Origin of the sequence: Mesorhizobium sanjuanii (genome assembly GCF_002529485.1) — a bacterium.
GTDB classification, from domain to species: domain Bacteria; phylum Pseudomonadota; class Alphaproteobacteria; order Rhizobiales; family Rhizobiaceae; genus Mesorhizobium; species Mesorhizobium sanjuanii.
The window spans coordinates 1-22,603 of sequence record NZ_NWQG01000220.1; the positions used below are offsets into that span (position 1 = coordinate 1).

At 64.4% G+C, this 22,603-nt stretch carries 21 protein-coding genes; 9 read left to right on the top strand and 12 right to left on the bottom strand.

Features of this window, described 5'->3' with window-relative positions; translation table 11 throughout:
• Positions 1-103: 103 nt before the first annotated feature.
• The 7 genes from CN311_RS27290 to CN311_RS27320 form a co-directional block, all read right to left on the bottom strand.
• On the bottom strand, positions 104-1,048 hold the full coding sequence (locus CN311_RS27290) for an ABC transporter permease (protein ID WP_097576744.1): 945 nt from the start codon (positions 1,046-1,048) through the stop codon (positions 104-106).
• The gene (locus tag CN311_RS27295; RefSeq protein WP_097576745.1) at positions 1,045-2,100 is read right to left on the bottom strand and encodes an ABC transporter permease; all 1,056 of its coding nucleotides are present in this window, start codon (positions 2,098-2,100) and stop codon (positions 1,045-1,047) included. Before CN311_RS27295 ends, CN311_RS27290 begins: the two co-directional genes overlap by 4 nt.
• The gene (locus CN311_RS27300) at positions 2,100-3,620 is read right to left on the bottom strand and encodes an ABC transporter ATP-binding protein (protein WP_097576746.1); all 1,521 of its coding nucleotides are present in this window, start codon (positions 3,618-3,620) and stop codon (positions 2,100-2,102) included. Before CN311_RS27300 ends, CN311_RS27295 begins: the two co-directional genes overlap by 1 nt.
• 126 nt (positions 3,621-3,746) lie before the next feature.
• Positions 3,747-4,778, bottom strand: coding sequence for a BMP family protein (locus tag CN311_RS27305; RefSeq protein WP_097576747.1), 1,032 nt, complete (start codon positions 4,776-4,778; stop codon positions 3,747-3,749).
• 150 nt (positions 4,779-4,928) lie between these two features.
• Positions 4,929-6,134, bottom strand: a complete 1,206-nt coding sequence (gene pcaF / locus CN311_RS27310; RefSeq protein WP_097576748.1) for a 3-oxoadipyl-CoA thiolase — start codon at positions 6,132-6,134, stop codon at positions 4,929-4,931.
• Entirely contained in the window at positions 6,135-6,935 is an 801-nt protein-coding gene (locus tag CN311_RS27315; protein WP_097576749.1) for a CoA-transferase subunit beta, read from the bottom strand.
• Complete coding sequence (locus CN311_RS27320) at positions 6,932-7,789, bottom strand: CoA transferase subunit A (protein WP_097576750.1); 858 nt, start codon at positions 7,787-7,789, stop codon at positions 6,932-6,934. The genes CN311_RS27315 and CN311_RS27320 overlap by 4 nt, the downstream gene beginning before the upstream one ends.
• Positions 7,790-7,908: 119 nt before the next feature.
• Here CN311_RS27320 and CN311_RS27325 point away from each other — a divergent pair, with 119 nt between their 5' ends.
• The gene (locus CN311_RS27325) at positions 7,909-8,679 is read left to right on the top strand and encodes an IclR family transcriptional regulator domain-containing protein (RefSeq protein WP_097576763.1); all 771 of its coding nucleotides are present in this window, start codon (positions 7,909-7,911) and stop codon (positions 8,677-8,679) included.
• A 28-nt stretch (positions 8,680-8,707) separates the two neighbouring features.
• Here CN311_RS27325 and CN311_RS27330 read toward each other — a convergent pair whose 3' ends face one another.
• From CN311_RS27330 to CN311_RS27345, 4 genes are read right to left on the bottom strand one after another with little or no spacing between them, the layout of a single operon-like run.
• The gene (locus CN311_RS27330; RefSeq protein ID WP_097576751.1) at positions 8,708-9,997 is read right to left on the bottom strand and encodes an NAD(P)/FAD-dependent oxidoreductase; all 1,290 of its coding nucleotides are present in this window, start codon (positions 9,995-9,997) and stop codon (positions 8,708-8,710) included.
• A complete protein-coding gene (locus CN311_RS27335; RefSeq protein WP_097576752.1) occupies positions 9,997-11,382 on the bottom strand; it encodes a glutamine synthetase family protein in 1,386 nt (461 codons plus the stop codon). The genes CN311_RS27330 and CN311_RS27335 overlap by 1 nt, the downstream gene beginning before the upstream one ends.
• A 4-nt stretch (positions 11,383-11,386) precedes the next feature.
• Positions 11,387-12,670, bottom strand: a complete 1,284-nt coding sequence (locus CN311_RS27340) for a glycosyltransferase (RefSeq protein ID WP_097576764.1) — start codon at positions 12,668-12,670, stop codon at positions 11,387-11,389.
• Between the two features lie 5 nt (positions 12,671-12,675).
• Positions 12,676-13,614 (bottom strand): GntR family transcriptional regulator, encoded by a 939-nt coding sequence (locus CN311_RS27345; protein WP_097576753.1) that lies wholly within the window; start codon positions 13,612-13,614, stop codon positions 12,676-12,678.
• 236 nt (positions 13,615-13,850) lie between these two features.
• Here CN311_RS27345 and CN311_RS27350 point away from each other — a divergent pair, with 236 nt between their 5' ends.
• From CN311_RS27350 to CN311_RS27385, 8 genes are all read left to right on the top strand, one after another.
• A complete protein-coding gene (locus CN311_RS27350) occupies positions 13,851-14,915 on the top strand; it encodes a polyamine ABC transporter substrate-binding protein (RefSeq protein WP_097576754.1) in 1,065 nt (354 codons plus the stop codon).
• 105 nt (positions 14,916-15,020) lie between these two features.
• Positions 15,021-15,863: an ABC transporter permease gene (locus CN311_RS27355; protein ID WP_097576755.1), complete on the top strand. Its 843-nt coding sequence runs from the start codon at positions 15,021-15,023 to the stop codon at positions 15,861-15,863.
• A complete protein-coding gene (locus tag CN311_RS27360) occupies positions 15,856-16,650 on the top strand; it encodes an ABC transporter permease (protein ID WP_097576756.1) in 795 nt (264 codons plus the stop codon). The genes CN311_RS27355 and CN311_RS27360 overlap by 8 nt, the downstream gene beginning before the upstream one ends.
• Positions 16,647-17,720: an ABC transporter ATP-binding protein gene (locus CN311_RS27365; RefSeq protein WP_097576757.1), complete on the top strand. Its 1,074-nt coding sequence runs from the start codon at positions 16,647-16,649 to the stop codon at positions 17,718-17,720. Before CN311_RS27360 ends, CN311_RS27365 begins: the two co-directional genes overlap by 4 nt.
• A 12-nt stretch (positions 17,721-17,732) precedes the next feature.
• On the top strand, positions 17,733-19,007 hold the full coding sequence (locus CN311_RS27370) for a nucleotide disphospho-sugar-binding domain-containing protein (protein ID WP_097576758.1): 1,275 nt from the start codon (positions 17,733-17,735) through the stop codon (positions 19,005-19,007).
• Positions 19,004-19,354, top strand: coding sequence for a cupin domain-containing protein (locus CN311_RS27375; RefSeq protein ID WP_097576759.1), 351 nt, complete (start codon positions 19,004-19,006; stop codon positions 19,352-19,354). The genes CN311_RS27370 and CN311_RS27375 overlap by 4 nt, the downstream gene beginning before the upstream one ends.
• Before the next feature lie 80 nt (positions 19,355-19,434).
• Positions 19,435-19,779, top strand: coding sequence for a cupin domain-containing protein (locus tag CN311_RS27380; protein WP_097576760.1), 345 nt, complete (start codon positions 19,435-19,437; stop codon positions 19,777-19,779).
• 20 nt (positions 19,780-19,799) lie between these two features.
• The gene (locus CN311_RS27385; protein WP_097576761.1) at positions 19,800-21,308 is read left to right on the top strand and encodes an aldehyde dehydrogenase family protein; all 1,509 of its coding nucleotides are present in this window, start codon (positions 19,800-19,802) and stop codon (positions 21,306-21,308) included.
• A gap of 78 nt (positions 21,309-21,386) precedes the next feature.
• Here the strand turns inward: CN311_RS27385 and CN311_RS27390 are convergent, their stop codons facing one another.
• Positions 21,387-22,142: a hypothetical protein gene (locus CN311_RS27390; protein ID WP_097576762.1), complete on the bottom strand. Its 756-nt coding sequence runs from the start codon at positions 22,140-22,142 to the stop codon at positions 21,387-21,389.
• Between the last annotated feature and the right edge of the window lie 461 nt (positions 22,143-22,603).

Genomic DNA, 22,603 nt, shown 5'->3' on the forward strand with positions numbered 1-22,603 from the left:
ATGAATCCGCTCAAACGCGACGCGCTTTAAGAATTCCATTCGGGCCGTCAACCCGGCGGTAGCTGGTCGAGAGGTAACTGTCCGTCGGCATTTCGCCGGGCTGTCAACGTTCTTCCCGGCGAAACGGCTTGAGCAGTGCCGAAGGCGCGACAGCATTGCGCGACATCACCGCCATCGCAACGATGGTGAAGATGAAGGGCAGCATCAGGAACGCCTCGTAGGGGATATGGCCGAGCCCGCTCGCCTGCATGCGTAGCTGCAAGGCGTCGACAAAGGCGAACAGGAGTGCTGCGCCCGCCGAACGCCAGGGATCCCAGCGGCCGAACACGACCAGCGCGATCGCCACCCAGCCGCGACCCGACACGACGCCGAAGGTGAAGGCGTTGAACTGCGCCATCGACAGGAAGGCGCCGGCCAGTCCCATCAGCGCGCCGCCGAGAATGACCGCCTGGAAGCGCGTCGCAATCACGCTGACCCCGGCCGAGTCGGCGGCGCGCGGATTCTCACCGACCATGCGCACCGACAGGCCCCAAGGTGTGCGGTAGAGCACGAAGGCGGCGAGCGGTATGGCCAGCATTGCCATGTAGACCAGCGCAAACTGGTTGAACACCGCCGGCCCAAGCACGGGGATGTCGGAAAGAACAGGGATCGGCAGCGTGGCGAAACCCTTGATGCTCGGCGGCACCGATTGCTGGCCGAAGATCAGCCGGTAGAGGAAATAAGCAAGGCCCGACGAGAACAAGGTGACGCCGATGCCGCAGACATGCTGGCTGAGACCCAGCGCCACCGTGAACAGCGCATGCATCGCGCCCATCAGCATGCCGGTCAGCACCGCCGCCAGCACGCCGAGCCACAGGCTGCCGCTGAGGCTGGTGGCCGTAAACCCGGTCATCGCCGACAACAACATGATGCCCTCGATGCCGAGATTGAGCACGCCAGCCCGTTCGGAGAACATTTCGCCGAGCGTAGCAAAGGCCAGCGGCGTGGCGATGCGGATGATGGCGGCGAGGAAGCCGACCTGAAAGATCTGTTCCAGCACCACGCTCATCGGGCCACCCCGACGCGGCGGATGCGATAGGCGGTGAACAGCAGCGCCACCAGCATGGCAAGCAACGCCGTGCCCTGGATGACGTCGCTGAGGAAGGCCGGGACGCCGGTCGCCCGCGACATCGCCTCGGCGCCGGTCATCACGGCGGCGAGGAAGATCGCCGCAGGCACCACGCCGAGTGGATTGAGCCTGGCCAGCATGGCGACGACGATGCCGGAATAGCCGTAGCCCGGCGAGATATCGCTCATCACCTGGAAATGCACGCCGCCGACCTCGCCGACGCCGGCAAGGCCGGCGAGCGCTCCGGAGAGCAGCGCGGTCGAAAGCAGCACGCGTTCGACATTGATGCCGCCATAGCGCGCCGCTTCCGGGTTTTCGCCGGTGACGCGGATCCGGAAGCCGAGCGTCGTGCGCGCGATCAAGAACCAGATCAGGGGTGCCGCGACCAGCGCCGCCAGCACCCCGATATGCAGCCTGGTGCCTTCCATCAGCACCGGGAAATTCGCCGAATCCTCGATCGGCGGCGAGATCGGATAGCCGCTGAATGTATCCTTCCACGGCCCTTCGATCAGCGCCATCAGGGCGTAGAAGATAACCGAGTTGAGCAGCAGCGAGCTGACCACGTCGTCGACCTTGAACTTCACCCGCAACGTCGCCGGCACCAGGGCAACGGCGGCGCCTGCGGCGGCACCCGCCACCGCCATCAAAAGCATGGCGAGCGGCCCCGGCATTGGGATGGCGCCGACCGCGCAACTCGCCACCGCACCGGCCAGCAACTGCCCCTCGGCGCCGATGTTCCAGAATTTGGCGCGAAACGCGACGGCCACGGCAAGTCCGGTGAAGATCATCGGGGTTGCCCGAACCAGGGTTTCGGTGATCGCGTAGCTGTCGCCAAGCGAGGCCGAGAACATCACGCCATAGGCCTCGATGACACCGGCGCCGGCCAGCGCGATGAGGCCGCTGCACAGGATAAGCGTCGCCGCGATCGCCAGCAGCGGCAGCGCCAGATTGAACCAGGCGGGCGTCGAGGTGCGGGCTTCGAGGCGGAACATCAGGCCGCCTCCTCGGCTTGCCCGGCTCCGGTCATCATCAGGCCGAGCCGCGCGATCGTGGCGTCGGCGCTGTCCAGCGTGCCGGCGATGCGCCCCTCATACATCACCGCGATGCGGTCGCACAGCATCAGCAGTTCTTCCAGATCCTCGCTGATCACGATGATGCCGCAGCCCTTGGCCCGCATGTCGAGGAATTTTTCGTGGATGAAGCGAGCGGCACCGATATCGAGGCCGCGCGTCGGCTGCGACACGATTAGCACTTTTGGATCGAAGGCAAGTTCACGCGCCAGCAGCGCCTTCTGCAGATTGCCGCCGGACAGCGCGCCGGCGCGTGTCATAGGTCCGGGACAGCGAATGTCGTAGGCCTTGATCTGCGCCTCGGCGAAGGCACGGATCGCATCGGGCTTGAGCAAGCCTCTGCTGCTGAACGCCCCCGTGCCGATGCGCGGCAGCACCATGGAATCGGCAAGCGGCAGGTTGATGACGAGACCGGTCGTCATGCGATCTTCCGGGATGCGGCCGAGACCGAGCGCCTGCACCGCGCGCGGAGAGAATTGCGAGACCGCTTTGCCGGCTATCGTCATCCGGCCGGCATCGGGCGCCAGCACGCCGGAAATCACCTCGGCAAGCGCCCGCTGGCCGTTGCCCGAGACGCCGGCAATACCGAGGATCTCGCCGGCGCGGACGAAAAGCGAGATGTTGCGCAACGCCATGCCAGAATGCCGGGACGTCGAAATGCCATCGAGGGTCAGCACCGCAGCACCTGGCGTCGACGGTCCCCTCGCCGGCGGCACGATCTCGTGCCCGCACATCAGCCGCGCCATCTCCGAGGACGTCGTATTGGCCGGATCATCGACACGCCCCGCGACGCGCCCGTGCCTGAGCACCACGCAGCGATGCGTCAGCGCCCGGACTTCGTTGAGCTTGTGCGAGATGAAGATGATGCCGAGTCCCTGGGCGGCCATGGACCGCAAGGCGGCAAACAGCCCGTCGACCTCGGTCGGCGCCAGCACCGCCGTCGGCTCGTCGAGGATCAGGAGCCTGGCGCCGCGAAACAGCGCCTTGACGATTTCGAGCCGCTGCTGCTCGCCGACCGACAGCGCCGAGACGGGAAGATCGGGATCAAGCGTGAGCCCATGCTGCCGGCCGATCTCGCTCAACCGCGCCAGCCCGCCGGCGCGGTCGATCCTGCCCGACTTGCCGGGAATGCCGATCAAAAGGTTTTCCAGCACCGAAAGCCGTGGCGCCAGATGGAAATGCTGGTGCACCATGCCGATGCCGGCGGCGAGCGCATCGGCGGAGCTGTTGATCGTCACCGGTCGGCCCTCGATCAGGATCTCGCCGGCATCCGGCGCATAGGCGCCGAACAGGACGTTCATCAGCGTCGTCTTGCCGGCGCCGTTTTCGCCGAGCAGCCCAAGAATTTCGCCCGGCGCCACGCTGAGATCGACGGCCTCGCTCGCCTTGACGGCGCCGAAGCTCTTGGTGATGCCGCGCATTTCGATGAGGGGGGCGGACAAGGGTGCTCCTGAACTGTGAGGGCGTGCCCGGCGCATGGCGGTGAAGCGGCCAATCTCCCCCCTTGAGGGGGAGATGTCCGGCAGGACAGAGGGGGGCGCCTAGCACCGACCCCTAAAGACCAGAACTCAATCCGAGACCGGCGTATTCTCATCCACGTCGACGCGGAAATTGCCGTCGAGGATTTCGGCCTTCTTCTTCTCGACCAGGTCCTTGACGTCCGCCGGCAGCGTCTTGTCGAATTTGTGGTAAGGCGCCAGAGAGGACCCCCCCTTGGCCATGCGCGAGAAATCGCCATAATCCTGCGCCGTGAAGACGCCGGCCTTGACCAGCTTGATCGCCTGTTCGACGGTCGGATACATGTCCCAGACCGGCCCGGTGATCACCGTGTCAGGACCGAGGCTCGATTGGTCTGACATGTTGGAGATGGCGAGGATCTTCTTCTCCACCGCCGCTTCGATGACGCCGAAGCGCTCGGCATAGATCACGTCGACGCCGGCGTCGATCTGCGCGATCGCGGCTTCCTTGGCCTTTGGCGGGTCGAAGAAGGAGCCGATGAAGGCGACCTTCTTCTTGATGTTGGGATTGACTTCCCTGGCGCCGGCAAAGAAGGCGTTGACCAGCCGGTTGACCTCGGGAATGCCCATCGCCGCCACGGCGCCGACCGTACCGCTCTTCGACATCTTGCCGGCAATCAGGCCGGAGAGATAGGCCGGCTCGTGGATCCAGTTGTCGAAGACGCCGAAATTCGGCTCCGCTGGTCCGGCGCCGGAGCCGAACAGCCACGCGACCTTCGGGAACTGCTTGGCGGTCCTGCGCGATTCACGCTCGGCCGCGAAGGCGTCGCCCAGCACCAGCTCATAGCCGCCTTGCGCATATTCGCGCATGACGCGGCTGAAATCCGCCGTCTGCACCTTTTCCGACCATTTGTATTCGATACCGAGTTCCTTCTCGGCCCTCTGCAGGGCGACATGGATCTGGTGGTCCCATGGCTCCTCGATCGGTGTGGCGAAGATCGCCGCCACCTTCAGCTTCTTGTCCTGCGACCAGGCCCTGCCCGGCAGCATGGCCGCCGCCAGGCCGAGTGCGCCCAGCTCCAGCACATTGCGGCGCGAAAAACCTTCGCGTTTCAATTGGAATCCGCTCTTCCCGTTTGCCATTCTCATGCCCCTCTGTTCGACAGCCATGTCGAGCCGGCTGTTCGCTAGGTTTTCAAGACAGGGAACTATGGAACGACGCCAGACTTTTGTCCACATGGTCAAATTTGGTAGCGCCAAGGCTCGGCCGCCAGGCGGCCGAAAGACCGGGCATCAAACCCGTTCGAGCGCTATCGCAATACCCTGGCCAACGCCGATGCACATTGTGGCAAGCGCATAGCGGCCGCCACGTTCGCGCAGCTCCAGCGCCGCCGTGCCTGATATGCGCGCGCCCGACATGCCGAGCGGATGACCGAGCGCGATGGCGCCGCCATTCGGGTTGACGTGCCCGGCGTCCTCGGCAATGCCGAGTTGGCGCAATACGGCAATGCCTTGCGAGGCAAAGGCTTCGTTGAGCTCGATCACGTCGAACTGCTGCGGCGTCAGGCCGAGCCGCGCGCACAACTTCCGCGTCGCCGGCATCGGGCCGATGCCCATGATACGCGGCGCAACGCCAGCAGCAGCACCGCCAAGGATGCGGACGATCGGCGTCAGCCCGTATTTCTTCACGGCCGCTTCCGAGGCGACGATGAGCGCCGCCGCGCCGTCATTGACGCCCGACGCGTTGCCGGCGGTGACCGTGCCGCCTTGCCGGAACGGCGTCGGCAGTTTCGCCAGCGCCTCGATCGTCGTGCCGGCGCGTGGATGCTCGTCCTTCGCGACGATAACCGGGTCGCCCTTGCGCTGCGGGATGGTCACCGCTGTGATCTCTTTCGCCAACCGGCCATTGGCTTGTGCTGCGACCGCCTTGTCCTGGCTGCGCACGGCAAACGCATCCTGGTCGGCACGGGAGACGGCGAACTCTTCCGCCACGTTCTCGCCGGTCTCCGGCATGGAATCGATGCCATACTGCTGCTTCATCAGCGGATTGACGAAGCGCCAGCCAATGGTGGTGTCGTGGATCTCGGCATTGCGCGAAAAGGCGGTCTCAGCCTTCGGCATGACGAACGGCGCGCGCGACATCGACTCGGCGCCGCCTGCTATCATCAGCTCCGCCTCGCCAGCCTTGATGGCGCGCGCGGCGATGATGACGGCATCCATGCCCGAACCGCACAGCCGATTGACAGTCGAGCCGGAAACCTCCTTGGGCAGGCCGGCCAGCAGCAGGGACATCCTCGCTACGTTGCGGTTGTCCTCACCGGCCTGATTGGCGCAGCCATAGACGACATCGTCGACCGCTTGCCAGTCGATGCCGGGATTGCGCTCGACCAATGCCCTTAGAGGTATCGCGCCGAGATCGTCGGTGCGGACCGAGGACAACGCACCGCCAAAGCGCCCGATCGGCGTGCGGATGTAATCACAAATATAGGCCTCGGCCATTTATGCCGCCTTCTCTTTTCCTGTCGCCGCGTGCGCCGCCTTGGTGCGGGCCTGCAGGTCGCGCAATGTCTTCAGTTCGAGCGCGGTCGGTGCCGGCGTTTCTTCGACCGTATCACTGAATTTCACCGTCCAGCCGCAGGTCGCCTGCACTTCGGCGCGCGAGACACCGGGATGCAGCGACACCACGGTGAATTCCTTGGTCACCGGGTCCGGCTTCCAGATGGCGAGGTCGGTGATCAGCAGCGTCGGCCCTGCTGTGTCGATGCCGAGGCGTTTTCGGTGGTCGCCGCCCTCGCCATGGCCGAAGGAGGTGTAGAAATCGATGGTCTCGACCATGCCGCGCTTCGACTGCGCCATGGTGATGTAGATCTCCTTCGACGAGGTGGCGATCTCCGGCGCGCCGCCGCCGCCGGGGAGCCGGGTCTTCGGGTGAAGATAATCGCCGATGACCGTGGTGTTGATGTTGCCGAATTTGTCGAGCTGGGCGGCACCGAGGAAGCCGATCGAGATGCGGCCGCCCTGCAGCCAGTAGCGGAACATTTCCGGCACCGAAACCGTGGTGACGGCGGTGTCGCACAACTCGCCGTCGCCGATCGACAGCGGCAGGACTTGCGGTGCGGTGCCGATCGTGCCGCTCTCGTAGATCAGCGTGATATCGGGCGCATGCGTCAGCCGCGCGACATTGCAGGCGGCCGACGGCGCGCCAATCCCGACGAAACAGACATCGTCGTTTTTCAGCGCCCGGCTGGCGGCGATCGTCATCATTTCATTTGATGTGAAACCCAGCTCGCCATCGCTCATGCCGCAATCCTCAGATGCTCGACGCGGGCGGCGAAATCGTCGGCGGTCTTTTCGATGACGTTCGCCTGCATCCATGTCCGGAATTTCTCACGGTCCGCCGCGACCTCGTCCCATTCGAGATAGGCGGCATTGTCCCTGACATAATAGCCATGCGTATAGGACGGGTGCGACCCGCCCGGCACGACTGCAATGGCCGATATCGTCCAGCTCGGCAGCACGGTCAGATTGGGATGCAACTCGTCGAAATTGTCGACCACTTCCTCGACCGTCACCACGGCGCGCTTTGCCGCCAGAACCGCTTCCTTCTGAATGCCGATGATGCCCTCGACCAGCACATTGCCCTTCCTGTCCGCCTTCTGCGCATGGATGAAGGTGACATCGGGGCGGATGGCCGGAACGGCGGCAAGCACCTCGCCGGTAAACGGGCAAGAGACCGTTTTGATGTTGGGATTGACCGCAGCCAGGCCAGCGCCGCGATAGCCACGAAACACGGCGCAAGGCAGACCGGCGGCACCGGCCTCATAGGCATTGGCCATGCCGGCATGGCTGTGTTCCTCGACCTCGATCGGCCTGGGAAAGCCGTTCTCGATGGCGTCGCGGGCGCGCCGCAATAGCCCGACGCCGGGATTGCCGAGATAGGAGAAGACGATCTTCCTGGCCATGCCCATGCCGATCATCTGGTCGTAGATGAGGTCCGGTGTCATGCGGATAAGCGTCAGTTCGTGAAACCCCTGGCGGATCGCTTCATGCGCCGCCGCCGTCGGGATCAGATGGGTGAAGCCCTCGAAGGCGACCGTGTCGCCATCGTTCAAATTCCCCGCCACGGCCTCGCTTAGCGGCAGGAATTTGACCATCGTTCATGCTCCAAAGCTCAAAAAGTTCGTATTGCGAACTTATGTTTTATATGGGATACTTTTACGTCGGGTTTTGGCGCAAAGTCAATCTGGCAGCGCCGCCATTTTCAGGAGGCCACATGAACGACGAGGCCGCTTCCCGTGACCATATCGGCTCGCTCGAACGCGGGCTTGCGGTCATGGAGATACTGGCGCGGCACCCCGCCGGCATGACGCTGACCGAGATGGCTGAGGAAGCAGGACTGACCCGCGCCGGCGCGCGCCGCTTCCTGCTGACACTGGCCGCCGCCGGCTACGCGACACAGGCCGGCCGGCAGTTTTCGCTGTCGCCACGCCTGCTGACCGTCGCCCGCACATGGCTCGGCGGCGCATCGCTGTGGACGTTTGCCGCCCCCATCATGCGCGAGGTCGCGGCACTTCTGAACGAGTCCTGTTCGGCCGCCATCCTGTCCGGCGAGGACATCGTCTATGTCGCCCGCGTTCCCGGCCGGCGCATCCTCAGCGTCTCGCTCGATGTCGGCACCAGGCTGCCCGCCTATTGCACCTCGATGGGACGGGTCCTGCTCTCCGGCCTCGCGCCCGGTGAACTGGAGACCTTCCTCGGTCAGGTGACCATCGAGGGACGCACGCCAAAGACGATGACTGCAAGAGCAGCACTTGCCGAAGCCATCGGCAAAGCGAAAGCGAACGGCTTTGCCATCATCGACGAAGAGCTCGAACTCGGCCTGCGCTCCATCGCCGTGCCGATCAACGATCGCACGGGTCGGACCGTGGCGGCGATCAATGTCTCGACCCAGTCGGCCCGCTTCTCCGTCGCGGAGATGGAACGGGAGATCCTGCCGGCGCTGCTCGCGGCCAAGCAGCGCATCGAGGATTTCTTCGTCGTCTAACAGGTTTCGTCGCTGCGCCCGCCTGCACTCAATGCTTGATACGGTCGCGCATCGCATACCACAGCATGCCGAGCACATAGAGCGGGCCGCGTAGCGCTGTGCCGCCAGGAAAGGGCATGGGCGAGAGCGTCGAAAACAGGTCTAGGCGCGAAGCGTCGCCGGTGATTGCCTCGGCCAACAGCTTGCCCGACAGCGTCGACAGGATGACGCCCTTGCCGGAATAGCCATGCGCGAAATAGACCTCGCCATAGTGCCCGACATGCGGCAGCCGCGATGTCGTCACCGAGACCAGTCCGCCCCAGGCATGATCGATGCGGCAGCCGCTCAGTTGCGGAAAGGTCTTTTCCATATGCGGCCGCACGAAGCCGGCAATGTCGGCCGGCGGCGCCGGCGTGTAGCGCTCACCACCGCCGAACAGCAGCCGGCCGTCCGCCGACATGCGGTAGTAATTGACGACGAAGCGCGTGTCGGACACCGCGACATTGGCCGGAATGACATTGCGTCCGCCTTCCAGCGGCTCGGTGGCGACGATGTAATTGCCGACCGGCATGATGCGGCTGTTGACGCGTGGCTCCAGTCCCTGAAGCAGCGCATCGCCCGCCAGCACGACATGCTTTGCCCGAACCGACCCCTTGGCCGTCGAGACGCGAATGCCCGGCTCGCGCTCCAGCCGCACGGCCACCGAATTCTCATGGATGACGACACCGGCCGCGACTGCGGCATGGGCAAGGCCGAGCGTGTAGTTCAGCGGATGCATGTGGCCGCCAAGCGCCTCGTACATCGCGCCATGATAGGGTGTGTCAACCTTGTCGCGCGCTTCCGCCGCTGACAGGATTTCGGCATGCGGGAACTTCATCACCGTGGCCAGGCACTCGGCCTCTTCTTCGAGGTCACGCAAGTCGGAGCCATTGACCGCGCCGACCAGATGACCGGTCAGCCTGAGGTCGCAATCGATGGCGTGGCGCTCGATGATATCCAGCACCAGCCCACGCGCCTCGAAGGCAAGATCGAACAGCGCCTTCGCCCGCTCCGGGCCAAAGGCCTTGACCAGCCCCTTGGCGCCCTTGCGCAGGCCGGGGATCATTTGGCCGCCATTGCGTCCGGACGCCCCCCAGCCGACCTTGCCGCCTTCGAGCAGCACCACTTTCAGCCCGCGTTCGGCGGCATGAAGCGCTGCGGACAAGCCCGTGCAGCCGCCACCGACGACCACCAGGTCGGCGTCGACCTCGCCTTGCAGGGCAGAATGATCCGGCGACGCGTTGGCGGTGGCGGCATAACAGGATTTGCCGATATCCAAACCGGAATTGAAACCCATCATCACACCTTGAGCAACAGATGATCGCGTTCCCAGGACGTCACGACGCTCTGGAACAGATCGAGCTCGACGCTCTTCACGCGCAGGTAGGATTGGAAGAAGTCCTCGCCGAGCAACCCTCGCACCGGCTCACACGCGGTGAACCGGTCGAGCGCTTCCTCCATGGTTTTCGGCAGCGTGCTCCTGATCTTGTAGGCATTGCCCGACGCTTCCGCCGACCGCTCGATCTTCTCCTCGACGCCGAGATAGCCTGCCAGCAGCGAGCCGGCCATCGCCAGATAGGGATTGGCATCGGCGCCGGGCAGCCGGTTTTCTATGCGCCGTGCAACGCGCCCACCGGCCGGCACGCGCAGGCCGCAGGAGCGGTTGTCATGCGACCATTCGATATTGGCCGGCGCGCTGTGGTTCGGCCGGATGCGCCGGAACGAATTCACGTTCGGTGCAAACAGCGGCATGATCTCGGGGACGTATCTTTGCAGGCCGCCGATGAAATGCCCGAACATCGTGGTATCCGCATCGTCAGCGCCGGCAAACAGTGCATTGCCGCGCTCGTCGACTATGGACATGTGCAGGTGCATCGAGCTGCCGGCCTGCGCCGCGATCGGCTTCGCCATGAAGATGGCGTGCATGCCGCTCGCCTGCGCCGCCTGTCTGGTCAGGCGCTTGAACAGCAGCACCTTGTCGGCCAGCGCCAGTGGGTCGCCATGCAGGAAATTGATCTCCAGCTGCGCGGTGCCGGATTCATGGATCAGCGTGTCGAGCGGCAGCCCGGCGGCGGCCGCGTGATCATAGATGCGCCGGATCACCGGCTCGAATTCCTCCAGTGCCGCCATGTCGTAGGGATGCTGCACGGTCTCGGCACGGCCGTTGCCGCCGACCGGCGCGGTCAGCGGCCGGTCGGGATCGGGATTGGGTGCGGTGAGATAGAATTCGAGCTCCGGCGCCATCACCGCCCGCCAGCCGCGCTGGCGGTAGAGGTCGAGCACGGCTCGCAAGACATGACGCGGCGAGGCCATCCATGGCCGGTCGTCCATGTGGAGGGCATCGGCGAACACATAGGCCTTGCCTGCGCCGCCGCCTGGCGCCAGGCAAAGCGTGGAAACATCCGGCACCATGCGCATGTCGGGGTCCTGGTAGGCGAAGCCCTCGTCGATCGAGCCGGAGTAGCGGCCGTCTATGCTGACGAGGAAAGCGCTGCTCGGCAGATAGAGCGCGCGGTCCTCCAGCGCCTTGAGGAACTTTGCTATCGGCAACGCCTTGCCGCGCAGCACGCCGTTCATGTCGGGCACCAGGCATTCGATCTCGGTGATTGCATGCCCGGCCAGCCAGCGCTTCGGGTCATTGGTGCTGCTCACAGGCGGCATATTCGTTGTGTGGTTTTCAGGCATTCGTTCAGGTCCGTATCAGAGAGAGAATGGCTTCAGCGGCCACGTCCGTTCCGGGTTTCAGCGCCATGTCGGCTGCATTGCCCCTGAGGCGGGCGCGCATTGCATCGTCGGCCAGCAGGCCGAGGATTGCTCTCTCCAATACATCCTCGGTCCAGCCGTCACGGCTGATATGATTGCCGACGCCGGTTTCCTCGGCGCGTTGCGCATTGTCGTGCCCGTCCCAGCAATAGGGCATGATCAGCGACGGCACCCCGAAACGCAGCGCTTCGCAAAAGCTGTTGTTGCCGCCGTGATGGATGAACAGGTCGGATTTCGCCACCACCGAGGGCTGAGGAAACCAGGCATCGAGATAGACATTGTCCGGCACCGCCCGGTAGCTGTCGCGCAGGCCGCCGACATTGACGATGAAGCGCGCCGGCAGCCTGTCGAACACGGCCAGCATGCGCTCGATCAGCCCGACATCCATGGCGCCAAGGCTGCCGAAGCTGACATAGACCAGCGGTCCGCCATTGCGTGGAAAGACCGGCACCTCGAACGGCCCTTCCGAGCGCACGCAGCCTTCGAGATAGATAAAGCGCGAGGGATCGAGCGGCTCGGCGCGCTGCCGGCGCACGATCGACGGCGTCAACAGCAAGTTAAGGTCGGGCGAGGCCTCCAGGAACAGCCCCTTGGGCAACGGAGCGAGGCCGGCCTCGGTGCGAAGCCGGTTGAACCGGTCGTGCGCCGGCGCGACCGCCGCGAGGTAGCGCGCCTCGAAGACCGCGCGGCCCGGATCATCGGCGGCGAGGCCGGACAAATAGGGCGGCACATTGGCATCGGGAAGCTCGGTCTCGGCGCAGGAGACCACCCGCACCCATGGGCAGCCGGCGGCGGCGAGTGCCGGAAACATGATGACATTGTCGAGCACCACCGCGTCGGGCTTCAGCCGCGTCAGCAATTGGCGCAGCGGCGCTTCGGCATTGGCCGCGGTGTCGACGATCGCCTGCCAGGTCGGGGCGACATAGGTTTCGAGCTGGTCGACCGGGCTCAGCCTGAAATGCGGCAGATGGCGGCGCACGAAAGCCTGCCAATAGCTCTGGCGTTCGCTGTCGCTCAGCGGATCGTCGGTGGGCAGCTGGTATTCCTGGAAACCATAGTCGGCAAAGACGCCGGAGAACCCGGCATGGCAGATGAACACCGGCCGGGCGCCGCGGGCGCGCAGCGCCTGCGCGATGCCGACGCAGTTGAGCGCCGCGCCGAAGCTCGCTTCCGGAAACAGCGCGATGGTCGGACTGGCTTTGCGCATGATCCTCGTCAATCCGGCCGGCTGATCATGCCGAACAATGCAGGCGCCCCGCGACTGGCCGCCTGTGGCCGCTGGTTGCGCGACAGGCGCAGATGCACGCGAAGCAGGTCGGCCGCAACCTCGAACTGCCGGCTCTCCAGATGGTCGAGCATGGTGAGATGCTCGCGCAGCGATTGCTTCAGCCGGAAGACGTTGACGCCGGCATAGACGCCCGGCAGCCGGCGCAGCCTGAGGTGATCGGACAGCGCATCGGTGACGAAGCGGTTGGCGCAACCGTCGGCGATCATCGAGTGGAACTCGATGTCCAGCCGCTGGAACTCCCTGCTATCGAAGGCCGCATCGGGCAGCGCCAGCAACGCTTCCATGCCCTGGCGCAAAGCCGCGGCCCGTGTCCCGTCGAGCCTGAAGCCCGGTGTCAGAATGGCGGCGGGTTCCAGCAGCAGGCGGAATTCGTAGCTTTCGCCTTGTGCCTCCGGATCGTCCGGTGTTCGCCTGAAAAGCCAGGACTGTCCCGGCGCGCGGTCCAGCAGATTTTCCTCGGTCAGTTTCTTTAAAGATTTTAGTACCGTCTTGCGCTCGGCGTCGTACCGCCGCATCAGCGCTCCGACGGTGACCGTCTGATCCAACCGGCGCGCCGACCGGTCGCGCAGGATCTTTTCGGCGAGTTCGTCCTCCTCGGTAACAGGCAGGTCGGCGGTCATGGTCGCCTGCGCCGCCAGGTCGATGGCCAGGCGATAGCCCGAGGCGGCTTCCCAGCGCACCACGCCTTTTTCGGTAAGCAGCCGCAGCGCGGCCCGTACCGGGGTGCGCGATACATTGCAAAGCGACGCGATCTGCTGCTCCGGCAGATGGGCGCCGGCTTCGAAGCCGCGCTGCCGGGCGACATCGAGGATGCGCTGCGCGAGATCGAGATGGTTGGTGCGCGGTCGTCTGGCGGCGGCTTGCATGGCAGTTCCCGTGAACGGAGGTGGCCGATACGGTTTGGCCGATCATCCTTGCGAACGCAATCGGCCAGATTCTTTGAGCGTCCGACAAATTATGGATTGACGTACTTTTTTCTGCAATAGTACTGTCACTGCAATCGGCAAGAAAAAGACCGGGGAACAGGATCGAAGCGGCGGCACGGTCGCAAGCGCTGGTCCGACGAATGAAATTCGACGATCAACCAGAATGGGAGTCTGTCATGACAGCCACCACACCGCGGCACCGTTCGCTGAAGATATCCTCGATCGCGCTTGGCTTTGCCCTGGCGCTGTCGGCGCCGGCTTCCGCCGCCGACCTCGTCATTTCCAACTGGGACGGCTATATGGCGCCCGATGCCATGGCCGCCTTCAAGACCGCGACCGGCGTTTCCGGCGAGGTGGTCGTCCACGCCACCAATGAGGAGATCATGGGCAAGCTCGTCGCCTCCGGCGGCAAGGGCTATGACGTCGTCTTCGTTTCCTCGCCTTTCGCCGAGGTGCTGAACAAGCTCGGCCTGACGGAGCCGATCGACCACGCCAAGGTCGCCAATCTCGCCAACCTCTATCCCGAGGCGACCAAGCTGCCGCACGATGTCGGCAATGCCTTTTCCGTACCCTACACCTGGGGCACGACAGGCCTCTGCTACCGATCGGACCTGGTGAAAGTGGCACCGACCAGCTGGAGCGATCTGCTTGCCCCGTCCGACGACCTCAAGGGCAAGACCACCATGCTGGCGACCGACCGCTGGCTGCTGGCCGCCGGGCAGCTCGACAAGGGCTATTCGGTCAACGAAACCGATCCGGCCAAGATGGCCGAGGTCAAGGACCTGCTGATCTCGGCCAAGAAGACCTTGCTCGCCTACGACGACACCACCTTCTATTCGAAGCTCGTCTCCGGCGAGGCGCTGCTGGTGCAGGCCTGGGACGGCTGGTGCAATTATGGCATCGCCGAAAAGCCTGAGATCAAATACGTCATCCCCAAGGAAGGCTCGGACCTGTGGGTCGACACGATGGTGGTGATGAAGGCCTCGGCCAACAAGGACGCCGCCTTCCAGTTCATCAACTTCATGCTCGACGCCAAGAACCACGCCTGGGCGGCGCAGAACATCGACTACAAGGTGCCGAACAAGCCGGCGATGGAAAGCCTGCCGGCCGACTTCCTGGCCAAATTCCCCAACATGGCGATGCCGGTGGCCGACCTCGTCAAGTTCGAACAGCTGCGCGATGTCGGCGACGCCCAGCGCGACTATTCCAAGATCGTCAGCGAGATCAAGGCCGCGCAATAGGCAGCCTCAAAGTCAGAGATCACGATCGACGGCGGGCTTCCGCCGTCGATCGTTGAATGCGGTACCGCAATCGTGTCCCAAACCAGACTTCGCTCCTCCCTGCTGATGGCGCCGGCGCTGGCCTGGCTTACCGCCCTGATGGTGGTGCCATGTGCGCTGGTGCTGGCGCTCGCCTTCTTCCGGCGCGGCACCTATGGCGGCATCGAATACACCTTCACGCTGGAGAATTTCGGGCTGGTCTTCGACCCGCTCTATGCCGGTATCTTCCTCAATTCGGCGCGCATCGCCGGCACCGCGACCCTGATCGCCGTCATCATCGGCTACGCCGCCGCTTACGCCATCGCGGCCGCACCGCGCCGGCTGCAGCCGGTGCTGCTGTTCTTCGCCGTGCTGCCCTTCTGGTCCAACTATCTGATCCGCACCTATGCCTGGATCGTACTGCTCAACCGCGAAGGTCTGGTCACCCAGCTGTTGCGCTGGTTCGGCTACACCGGCGAGCCGCCATCGATGCTCTACACCGAAGGCGCCGTCATCGCCGGCCTGGTCTACAACTATCTGCCCTTCGTCATCCTTGCTTGCTACGCACCGCTGTCGCGCCTCAACCCGGAGCTCGCCGAAGCCTCGCGCGACCTCGGCGCCTCGGCCGCGACCACGTTTCGCCGGGTCATCCTGCCCTTGACCGTGCCTGGCATCGCCGCCGGCGCCGTCTTCGTCTTCGTGCTGTCGATCGGCAATTTCGTCACGCCGGCGCTGCTCGGCGGCGGCCGCTTCCAGATGATCGGCAATCTCGTCTACGACCAGTTCCTGACCGCCAATGACTGGCCGTTCGGCGCCGCACTGGCCATGGCGCTGATCGCCATCATGCTGCTGGTATTGATGGCGCAGGCTATCGCCGCCGATCGAGCGTCGGGCCATGTTGCCGAAGCGAGAAGCAACGCCGATGGCTGAGCGCTCCCCCGCCACGCGACGCACGCTTTGGCTCGTGCTTTCGCTGGTCTTCGCCTTCCTCTACATCCCGATCGCCGTGCTGGTCGCGCTGTCCTTCAACGCAGGCGGGCTGCCGACAGCCTGGTCGGGCTTTTCGCTGAAATGGTACGCCTCGCTCGCCGGCAATTCAGCGATCCTGTCCGCCGCCCTCAACACGCTGATCGTGGCACTGGTCTCGACCGCGATCGCCACGCTTCTCGGCACGCTGCTGGCGATCGGCATCGAGATGCGCCGCCAATACGGCAAGGGGTTGGAGGCGCTGATCTTCGCGCCGATGATCATTCCCGACATCGTGCTGGCCATCGCGCTGCTCTCATTCTTCTCCATGCTCAATGTCACCATGGGACTGCACACCATCATCCTCGCCCATGTCGTCTTCAACCTCGCCTTCGTCTGCTCGGTGGTGCGCGCCCGGCTGAAGAGCTTTGACTGGTCGATCGTCGAGGCCTCCGCCGATCTCGGCGCTTCGGCGCTCACCACCTTCCGGCGGGTGACTTTGCCGGTCATCCTGCCGGCGGTGATCGCCGGCGCGCTGCTCGCCTTCACCCTGTCGGTCGACGAGTTCATCATCGCCTTCTTCACATCAGGCGCCGGGCGCGCCTCGACCACGCTGCCGATGCAGATCTATGCGATGATCCGCTTCGGCATCACGCCGGAGATCAACGCGCTGGCGACCATCGTCATGGCGGTCTCGATCACCGCGCTGACCTTGTCGCAGCGGCTCAACCGCGGGGTCATCGGCCAATGAGCGAACCGCGCACGCTGCTGTCGATCGACAAGGTCTCGAAGAATTTCGGCCGGGTCACCGCCGTCGACGGCATCTCGCTCGACATCCGCGAGAACGAGTTCTTCGCCCTGCTCGGGCCTTCGGGCTGCGGCAAGACAACACTGCTGCGCATGCTGGCCGGCTTCGAGACGCCCAATGACGGGCGCATCCTGCTCGATGGTCGCGATATCGCCAGGACCCCGCCCAACAAGCGGCCGGTCAATCTGATGTTCCAGTCCTACGCTCTGTTCCCGCATATGAGCGTCAGGGCCAATGTGTCCTATGGCCTCGAAATGGAACGTTTGCCGGCTGCCGAGATCCGCTCTCGAGTCGACGCCATTCTCTCGACAACCGAGTTGGTGCCTTTCGCCGACCGCAAGCCGGAGCAATTGTCGGGCGGCCAGAAACAGCGCGTCGCGCTCGCCCGGGCTCTGGTCAAGCGTCCCCGTCTGCTGCTGCTCGACGAACCGCTCGGCGCGCTCGACAAGAAGCTGCGCGGCGCCATGCAACTGGAACTGAAGCGCCTGCAGCATGAGGTCGGCATCACCTTCGTCATCGTCACCCACGACCAGGAGGAATCGCTGGTCATGGCCGACCGCATGGCGGTGCTCAGGGACGGCAAACTGCTGCAATGCGACAGGCCGCACGCGGTATACGAGTATCCAGCCGACCGCTTCGTTGCCGACTTCATCGGCGTCATGAATTTCGTTCCGGGCAAGGCCGTGGCCGACGGCGTGATGGCGGCCAATGGCACGCGCATCACGGGCAAGGTGCCTGCAACGCTCTCGCCCGGTGCGGCAGCCGTCGCTTCAGTGCGGCCTGAACGCATCCGGCTATTCCCCAAGGCTCAGACCGCCAACCGCATTGCCGGCACCGTCGAGGCGCTTGCCTATCAGGGTCTCGACCTGCAGCTGCATGTCCGCACCGCCCTGTCGCCAAAACCGTTCCTGGTTCGCGTTACCGCCGATGCCGCCGACCGCCGGCCGGTTTCGGCCGGCGACACTGTCGAACTCGGCTGGGATGCCGCCGATGTCAGAATTTTCAAGGATTGATGGAGAAGCTTGATGGCGCAAAAGACGATCGCGTTTTTTCCTGAGGCAGCCTTTGGCCCGGCGCTCAATTCCGTCGGTATCGCCCAGGCGGTCGAGGCACATGGCCATAAGGCCGTGTTCCTGTCGGATCCCGGCTTTATCGATGTCTACAAAGACTACGGTTTCGAAGCGCATCCGGTGAACCTCTCCGAGCCGATGCCGCCGGAGCAGATGGCCAAGTTCTGGGAGGACTTCATCAACGGCCACATCCCGAACTTCCGGAAATCCCCCTATGACCAGGTCGACAATTATGTGAAGGATTGCTGGACGGCGATCGTCGACAGCGCGAAGTGGGCGCAGAAGGATCTGCCGCGCGTTCTCGATGCCATCAAGCCGGACGTGATCTGCGTCGACAACGTCATCCTGTTCCCGGCGATCAAGCAGTATGGCAAGCCGTGGGTGCGCGTCATCTCCTGCTCCGAAAACGAGATCGAGGATGACGACATCCCGCCGCATCTCTCCGGCTGCGGCGAGAACGACCATGCCGGGCACCAGCGCTACCGCGACCATTTCAACGCCGTGATCAAGCCGATCCATGACGACTTCAATGCGTTCCTCACCGCCAACAACGAAGCGTCCTATCCGGTCGGCCAGTTCTTCGAGGCCTCGCCCTATCTCAATTTGCTGCTCTACCCCGAGGCGGCGAAGTTCAAGCGCCGCCATCCGCTCGACCCGGCGAAGTTCCAGTATCTGGAAGGCTGCGTGCGGCAGGAGAAACCCTACGCCGTGCCGACCTTCGCCAAGAACAATGACGGGCCACTGCTCTACGTGTCCTTCGGCAGCCTCGGGGCCGGCGATGTCGATTTGTTGAAGCGCATCATCGCGATGCTGGGCAAGACGCGCTACCGGGCGCTGGTCAATGTCGGCGGCTACAAGGACCAGTATACTGACGCGCCCGGCAACGTCATCGTGGAGAGCTGGTTCCCGCAGCCTTCGGTGATCCCGCAGGTCGACGCCGTGATCCACCATGGCGGCAACAACTCGTTCACCGAGTGCCTCTATTTCGGCAAGCCGGCCATCATCATGCCCTATGTCTGGGATGGCCACGACAACGCCACAAGAGTCGAGGAAACCGGCCACGGCTTCGGCATGCCGCGCTACGACTGGAGCGACGCCGAGCTGGTCGCCAGGATCGAAGCCTGCCTGACCGACCCGGCGATGAAGGCCAAGCTGGCGAAGACCTCGGCGCAGATGCAGTCGCAGAACGGCCCGGAGAAAGCAGCGGGTTTGCTGGAGAAGCTGCTATGACCTCCTCCGCCCCACACCTTCATCAAGCCTCCTCTCGCACAGATCTCCTCGACTGGGGCGCCCAGCCGGATGCGCTGGAAGGGGCTTCGCACTCCACCGGCAGGCTGGTGCACAAGGGACCGAACAACCAACCGGAATCAGGCATCTGGGTCTGCACGCCGGGTCGCTGGCGGCTGGTCATCCCGCGTGACGAATTGTGCCATTTCGTTGCTGGCCGCGCGACCTACAGATCGGACGACGGCGAGGTCATCGAGGTCTCCGCCGCCACGGTGGTCATGTTCCCGGCCGGCTGGGCCGGCGAATGCACCGTCCACGAGACCATTCGCAACATCTACATGCTGGCCTAGAGCATGATCCCGAAAAGTGGGAACCGGTTCTCGGAAAAGATCATGCTCAAGCAAACCTGCCGGCCACCGGAGTTCCTGAAATGACAACGCCCATCATGCAATCCCCGCTCGCCATCACCGACCTCGTCGACTGGGGTGTCATCCCGACCATGATCGAGGGCGAATCCCGCACCTCGGGCAAACTGCTGCACAAGGGGCCGGAAGGCCGCTCCGAATGCGGCCTGTGGGTCTGCACGCCCGGCAAATGGCACTGCCATGTCACCCGCGACGAGTTCTGCCACTTCCTCGAGGGCCGCTGCACTTATGTCCATGAATCCGGCGAGGTGATCGAGATCGAGCCGGACACGGCGGCGTTCTTCCCGCAGGACTGGAAAGGCGTCTGCACCGTCCATGAGACGATCAAGAAAGTCTACATGATCCGCTGAGCGGGCCTGAAAGGACGACCATGGACTTCTCCGCTGACCGGCCGGCCTTCTTCGTCAATCCGGATTACCGGCCGATGACCGGCACGGCAAAACCGGTGATCGACCCGGCGACGCTGGAGACCGTGGGCGCAATTGCCGCCGCCAGCGAAGGCGAGATCGACGCCGCGCTCACTGCGGCGACCAAGGCGCAAGCCGCGTGGAAAAAACTCGACGCCAAGAGCCGCGCCAAACATCTGCATGCCGTCGCCAACGCCATCGAGGCAGCCGACTTCACCCGCTGCGCCGAACTGATGGTGCGCGAGATGGGCAAGCCCTATCCCGAGGCGATCGGCGAGATCGCCAATTGCGCACCGATCTTCCGCTACTATGCCGAGATGGCGCGCGACGAGGCCGGCAAAGTCGCCGGCACGACGCAGGCGGGTTCGTTCCAATATGCGCGCTACGAGCCTTACGGCACTTCAGTGCACATCATGCCCTACAACTTTCCGATCCTGTTGATGTGCTGGACGGTCGCCGCCTCGCTTGCCGCCGGCAATGCCTGCGTCATCAAGCCGGCCGAGGCGACGACGCTGTCGACGCTGGAATACATGACGGTGTTCCGCTCCTTGCCCGAAGGCTTGGTCTCCTGCCTGCCCGGCGGCGCGGCCGCGGCGCAGGCGCTGATCGCTTCCGACCGCACCCACGCCGTCGCCTTCACCGGCTCGGTCGCCGCCGGCAAGGCGGTCGCGGTTGCTTGCGCCGAACGCATGAAACCCTGCGTCATCGAGGCCGGCGGCAGCGATCCGCTGATCGTCAGTGAACACGCGCCGCTGGAGGTGGCGGCGGCCGGCTCCGTCACCGCCGCCTTCCACCTCACCGGCCAGGTCTGCACCTCGGCCGAACGCTTCTTCGTCGTCGACGCCGTGCATGACCGCTTCGTCGAGCTGTTTGCTCAAAAGACACGGGCGCTGCGCATCGGCAACGGGTTGGATAAGAGCGAGATCGGCCCGCTAGTCAGCGAGGCGGCGCGGACCAAGGTCATGCGGCTGGTCGACGATGCAATCTCTCATGGCGCCAGGGCGATCACCGGCGCGCGCATTCCGCCGGCGCACAACACCGGCTGGTTCTACGAACCGACGATCCTGACCGGCATCACGCCCGACATGGCGATCGTGCGCGAGGAATGTTTCGGGCCAGTCGCCGCCATCTGCCGCGTGAAAGATTTCGACGAGGCGATCCGGCTCGCCAATGACAGCCCGTTCGGGCTCGGCGCCTCGGTGTTCACCACCGATCTTGCCGAGGCCCATGAGGCCGCCGAACGGCTCGAGGCCGGCATGGTCTGGGTCAACAACCCGCTGATCGACAATGACGCCCTGCCCTTCGGCGGCTGGAAGGCGTCAGGCCTCGGCCGCGAACTCGGGCGGCAGGGCCTCGACGCCTTCCGCCGCTCGAAGATGGTGATCATCGATCACAAACCGGAGATCCAGGGCTGGTGGTACCCCTATCCCGACAGCTGGTTCCGCGAGACCGGCGGCCGCAAGCACGTGTGAGCTGTAAAGCAGCAATGCCGCCGGGAGAACCCAGCGGCATCTTCTTTGACTGGCTACTGCCGTTTCGGCGGCGATTCGCTACGGCGCCGGTTGCATCGCGGCGGCTGTCTGGTCGATCTTGTCGGCAAGGACGCCCTGGGCCCAGGCCGTGACCTCGGCGTCGACAGGCTTGTTTGCCATCTCCGTCAGCGCCGCGTCGAGCGATGCATCATCGGTGCCGACGGATGCCGCCTGCGCCGCGTCATTGGCGGCGGCGACCACTGCCTCCTGGGCGGTGACCTCGGCCTGCAGAGCCGATATCTGCCCAGGCAGGGCCGCCTGGTCTTCGGGCGACATGGCGGCAATCTGATCGGGCGTCAGCGACGTCAGCGCGCTCAACTGCGAATTCAGCGCATCCAGCTGAGCTTGGGCCGCGTCAACCGCGGCCTGGGCGACCTTGGCCTTGGCGGACTGCGTCACGAAAGCCTGAATGGCAGCGAACTTCTTGCTCTTCGAGTTCATGTAGGCATTGATGTTGCGCTGCAGCGAGTTCAGCCGGCCGAGTTTGGCGTGGATGTTCTTCTCCTTGTGCACGGACGAGACCTGCGTGGTCGCATCGACCGTGGTTTTCGCCTTGGCTGCCTGCCCCCGGGCCGACGACTTGCCGTGCGAAGCGCCGCTCTTGCCATTGCCATGGCCGCTGCTGCCACCGTTGCCGCCGGCATTGCCGCCACCGCCGCCATGCCCGTTGCCGCCACCACCGCCGTGCCCGTTGCCGCCGGCTCCGGCGAGCGCGGGAGACGCCAGAAGCGCCAATGCGGCAAGCCCCGCGAACAGAGTCTTTCGATTTGTCATGGTAACCTCCTCGGGGAATCGCCACCCTTCGCCCCAACCGCTAGGGGAGCATCGTATGAGAAATCGCTAATTGTATAGGGTGAACTTTAGACAAATGCGCTCGATACGCGGCCTTGCAACCGAGTGGCCCCCTAACCATTTGATATAAAACAAAAATCAACGCCGTGAGACTGAAGTCCCATGTCAGCCAGACCATTGTCCTACGGTTGACCAACGGCACGGGTAACGGTCGCGGAATAATGTGCCGGAAAGGCGTTGAAATAAGGGAAGCCGGTGACGAAAAGCACAGGTCTCAAGCGATGCTCTCATGCTTGTCCAGCGTTCCGGCAATGAGCTGCTCAAGCGCCGCGTCGTCGCCGACATCGGTCGGCGAAGGTCACCGCGATATCTACCGCAAGCTGAAGATCAAGTCGCAGGCCGGTCTCTGCGCGCGCTTCGTCGAGATCATGGACGCGCGGATC

Coding starts and splice junctions, on each gene's coding strand:
- CN311_RS27290 (WP_097576744.1), bottom strand. CDS start 1,048: ATGAGCGTGGTGCTGGAACAGATCTTTCAGGTCGGCTTCCTCGCCGCC.
- CN311_RS27295 (WP_097576745.1), bottom strand. CDS start 2,100: ATGTTCCGCCTCGAAGCCCGCACCTCGACGCCCGCCTGGTTCAATCTG.
- CN311_RS27305 (WP_097576747.1), bottom strand. CDS start 4,778: ATGGCAAACGGGAAGAGCGGATTCCAATTGAAACGCGAAGGTTTTTCG.
- pcaF (WP_097576748.1), bottom strand. CDS start 6,134: ATGGCCGAGGCCTATATTTGTGATTACATCCGCACGCCGATCGGGCGC.
- CN311_RS27315 (WP_097576749.1), bottom strand. CDS start 6,935: ATGAGCGATGGCGAGCTGGGTTTCACATCAAATGAAATGATGACGATC.
- CN311_RS27320 (WP_097576750.1), bottom strand. CDS start 7,789: ATGGTCAAATTCCTGCCGCTAAGCGAGGCCGTGGCGGGGAATTTGAAC.
- CN311_RS27325 (WP_097576763.1), top strand. CDS start 7,909: ATGAACGACGAGGCCGCTTCCCGTGACCATATCGGCTCGCTCGAACGC.
- CN311_RS27330 (WP_097576751.1), bottom strand. CDS start 9,997: ATGATGGGTTTCAATTCCGGTTTGGATATCGGCAAATCCTGTTATGCC.
- CN311_RS27335 (WP_097576752.1), bottom strand. CDS start 11,382: ATGCCTGAAAACCACACAACGAATATGCCGCCTGTGAGCAGCACCAAT.
- CN311_RS27345 (WP_097576753.1), bottom strand. CDS start 13,614: ATGCAAGCCGCCGCCAGACGACCGCGCACCAACCATCTCGATCTCGCG.
- CN311_RS27350 (WP_097576754.1), top strand. CDS start 13,851: ATGACAGCCACCACACCGCGGCACCGTTCGCTGAAGATATCCTCGATC.
- CN311_RS27355 (WP_097576755.1), top strand. CDS start 15,021: ATGGCGCCGGCGCTGGCCTGGCTTACCGCCCTGATGGTGGTGCCATGT.
- CN311_RS27360 (WP_097576756.1), top strand. CDS start 15,856: ATGGCTGAGCGCTCCCCCGCCACGCGACGCACGCTTTGGCTCGTGCTT.
- CN311_RS27365 (WP_097576757.1), top strand. CDS start 16,647: ATGAGCGAACCGCGCACGCTGCTGTCGATCGACAAGGTCTCGAAGAAT.
- CN311_RS27370 (WP_097576758.1), top strand. CDS start 17,733: ATGGCGCAAAAGACGATCGCGTTTTTTCCTGAGGCAGCCTTTGGCCCG.
- CN311_RS27375 (WP_097576759.1), top strand. CDS start 19,004: ATGACCTCCTCCGCCCCACACCTTCATCAAGCCTCCTCTCGCACAGAT.
- CN311_RS27380 (WP_097576760.1), top strand. CDS start 19,435: ATGACAACGCCCATCATGCAATCCCCGCTCGCCATCACCGACCTCGTC.
- CN311_RS27385 (WP_097576761.1), top strand. CDS start 19,800: ATGGACTTCTCCGCTGACCGGCCGGCCTTCTTCGTCAATCCGGATTAC.
- CN311_RS27390 (WP_097576762.1), bottom strand. CDS start 22,142: ATGACAAATCGAAAGACTCTGTTCGCGGGGCTTGCCGCATTGGCGCTT.